This window comes from Nocardia sp. NPDC005978 (assembly GCF_040614455.1).
GTDB lineage: Bacteria > Actinomycetota > Actinomycetes > Mycobacteriales > Mycobacteriaceae > Nocardia.
Genome location: NZ_JBEXUS010000224.1, coordinates 1 through 3,387, shown reverse-complemented (window position 1 = coordinate 3,387; position 3,387 = coordinate 1). Strand labels below are relative to the sequence as shown.

General features: G+C 49.1%; 2 tRNA genes and 2 rRNA genes. All 4 read left to right on the top strand.

What is annotated here, in order from left to right:
* The first annotated feature begins 96 nt into the window (after positions 1 to 96).
* The 4 genes from ABZ319_RS40240 to ABZ319_RS40225 all read left to right on the top strand — a co-directional run bounded on the left by ABZ319_RS40240 (position 97) and on the right by ABZ319_RS40225 (position 3,357).
* Positions 97 to 2,987, top strand: a 23S ribosomal RNA gene (locus ABZ319_RS40240).
* 76 nt (positions 2,988 to 3,063) lie between these two features.
* Positions 3,064 to 3,179, top strand: a 5S ribosomal RNA gene (gene rrf / locus ABZ319_RS40235).
* A 30-nt stretch (positions 3,180 to 3,209) separates the two neighbouring features.
* Positions 3,210 to 3,282, top strand: a tRNA-Val gene (locus tag ABZ319_RS40230).
* Between the two features lie 2 nt (positions 3,283 to 3,284).
* Positions 3,285 to 3,357, top strand: a tRNA-Asp gene (locus ABZ319_RS40225).
* The last annotated feature ends 30 nt before the right edge of the window (positions 3,358 to 3,387 follow it).

The window sequence follows — 3,387 nt, the reverse complement described above, 5'->3', positions numbered from 1 at the left end:
AGAAACAGATTTACAAAACCGAGAAAAAAGTAAGTAAGTTGTAAAACTTATTCACAAGAGTTCAAGGAAGAAGAACGAAGCGTAAAAGCTACACACGATTAAGTAGAAAAGAGCGCACGGAGGATGCCTTGGCACTAGGAGCCGAAGAAGGACGTGACAAACGACGAAATGCTACGGGGAGCTGTAAGTAAGCAAAGAGCCGTAGATATCCGAATGGGGGAACCCACCGCTTTTAAAAGGGCGGTACGCGAAAGCGAGGTAACGCAGGGAACTGAAACATCTAAGTACCTGCAGGAAGAGAAAGAAAAATCGATTTCCTAAGTAGCGGCGAGCGAAAGGGAAAGAGCCCAAACCAATATGCTTGCATATTGGGGTTGTAGGACTCTCAGAAAAGCGTATGACAAAGTATAGTAGAACGAGCTGGAAAGTTAGACCGTAGAAGGTAAAAGTCCTGTATACGAAATGCTGAGTTGGCGTGAGAGAGCACCTGAGTACGGCGGAACACGAGGAATTCCGTCGGAATCTACCAGGACCATCTGGTAAGGCTAAATACTACCTAGTGACCGATAGTGAACCAGTACCGTGAGGGAAAGGTGAAAAGAACCCCGGGAGGGGAGTGAAAGAGAACCTGAAACCGTGTGCTTACAAGTAGTCAGAGCCCTTTAGGGGGTGATGGCGTGCCTTTTGTAGAATGAACCGGCGAGTTACTTTATCATGCGAGGTTAAGTGGAAGACATGGAGCCGAAGCGAAAGCGAGTCTTAATAGGGCGAGATAGTATGATGGAGTAGACCCGAAACCAAGTGATCTACCCATGGCCAGGTTGAAGTTTAGGTAACACTGAATGGAGGACCGAACCAGGACACGTTGAAAAGTGTTTGGATGAGCTGTGGGTAGCGGAGAAATTCCAATCGAACTTGGAAATAGCTGGTTCTCTCCGAAATAGCTTTAGGGCTAGCCTCGTTGTGAGTTTACTGGAGGTAGAGCACTGTTTGGACTAGGGGCCCATCCCGGGTTACCGAATTCAGACAAACTCCGAATGCCAGATAAATATCAACGGGAGTCAGACTGCGGGTGATAAGGTTCGTAGTCGAAAGGGAAACAGCCCAGACCGCCAGCTAAGGTCCCAAATTGTATGTTAAGTGGAAAAGGATGTGATGATGCACAGACAACTAGGATGTTAGCTTAGAAGCAGCTATCATTCAAAGAGTGCGTAATAGCTCACTAGTCGAGTGACCCTGCGCCGAAAATGTACCGGGGCTAAAACAATTTACCGAAGCTGTGGATACCTTTATAGGTATGGTAGGAGAGCGTTCTATGTGTGAAGAAGGTATACCGTGAGGAGTGCTGGAACGCATAGAAGTGAGAATGCCGGTATGAGTAGCGAAAGACAGGTGAGAATCCTGTCCACCGTAAGACTAAGGTTTCCAGGGGAAGGCTCGTCCGCCCTGGGTTAGTCGGGACCTAAGGAGAGACCGAAAGGTGTATCCGATGGATAACAGGTTGATATTCCTGTACTAGAGTATGTAGTGATGGAGGGACGCAGTAGGCTAACTAAAGCAGACGAATGGAAGAGTCTGTCTAAGCAGTGAGGTGTGATATGAGTCAAATGCTTATATCTGTAACATTGAGCTGTGATGGGGAGCGAAGTTTAGTAGCGAAGTTAGTGACGTCACACTGCCAAGAAAAGCTTCTAGCGTTTAAACATACTCTACCCGTACCGCAAACCGACACAGGTAGTCGAGGCGAGTAGCCTCAGGTGAGCGAGAGAACTCTCGTTAAGGAACTCGGCAAAATGACCCCGTAACTTCGGGAGAAGGGGTGCTGACTTTAGGTCAGCCGCAGTGAATAGGCCCAAGCAACTGTTTATCAAAAACACAGCTCTCTGCTAAATCGTAAGATGATGTATAGGGGGTGACGCCTGCCCGGTGCTGGAAGGTTAAGAGGAGTGCTTAGCGTAAGCGAAGGTATGAATTGAAGCCCCAGTAAACGGCGGCCGTAACTATAACGGTCCTAAGGTAGCGAAATTCCTTGTCGGGTAAGTTCCGACCCGCACGAAAGGCGTAATGATTTGGGCACTGTCTCAACGAGAGACTCGGTGAAATTTTAGTACCTGTGAAGATGCAGGTTACCCGCGACAGGACGGAAAGACCCCATGGAGCTTTACTGCAGTTTGATATTGAGTGTCTGTACCACATGTACAGGATAGGTAGGAGTCTATGAGATCGGGACGCCAGTTTCGAAGGAGACGTTGTTGGGATACTACCCTTGTGTTATGGCCACTCTAACCCGGATAGGTTATCCCTATCGGAGACAGTGTCTGACGGGCAGTTTGACTGGGGCGGTCGCCTCCTAAAAGGTAACGGAGGCGCCCAAAGGTTCCCTCAGAATGGTTGGAAATCATTCGCAGAGTGTAAAGGTATAAGGGAGCTTGACTGCGAGAGCTACAACTCGAGCAGGGACGAAAGTCGGGCTTAGTGATCCGGTGGTTCCGTATGGAAGGGCCATCGCTCAACGGATAAAAGCTACCCTGGGGATAACAGGCTTATCTCCCCCAAGAGTTCACATCGACGGGGAGGTTTGGCACCTCGATGTCGGCTCGTCGCATCCTGGGGCTGTAGTCGGTCCCAAGGGTTGGGCTGTTCGCCCATTAAAGCGGCACGCGAGCTGGGTTCAGAACGTCGTGAGACAGTTCGGTCCCTATCCGTCGCGGGCGTAGGAAATTTGAGAGGATCTGCTCCTAGTACGAGAGGACCAGAGTGGACTTACCGCTGGTGTACCAGTTGTCTTGCCAAAGGCATCGCTGGGTAGCTATGTAGGGACGGGATAAACGCTGAAAGCATCTAAGTGTGAAACCCACCTCAAGATGAGATTTCCCATGATTTTATATCAGTAAGAGCCCTGAGAGATGATCAGGTAGATAGGTTAGAAGTGGAAGTGTGGCGACACATGTAGCGGACTAATACTAATAGCTCGAGGACTTATCCAAAGTAACTGAGGATACGAAGCGCGAGGTTTACTTGGTATTTGATAGATATTCAATTTTGAGTAGGTATTACTCAGAGTTAAGTGACGATAGCCTAGGAGATACACCTGTACCCATGCCGAACACAGTAGTTAAGCCCTAGAACGCCGGAAGTAGTTGGGGGTTGCCCCCTGTGAGATATGGAAGTCGCTTAGCAAGGATAGGAAGTAGAGATACTTCCTTTTTGGGAGTTTAGCTCAGCTGGGAGAGCATCTGCCTTACAAGCAGAGGGTCAGCGGTTCGATCCCGTTAACTCCCATAGGTCCCGTAGTGTAGCGGTTATCACGTCGCCCTGTCACGGCGAAGATCGCGGGTTCGATTCCCGTCGGGACCGTTTAAGATAACGGAAGTTATTTTAGACTCG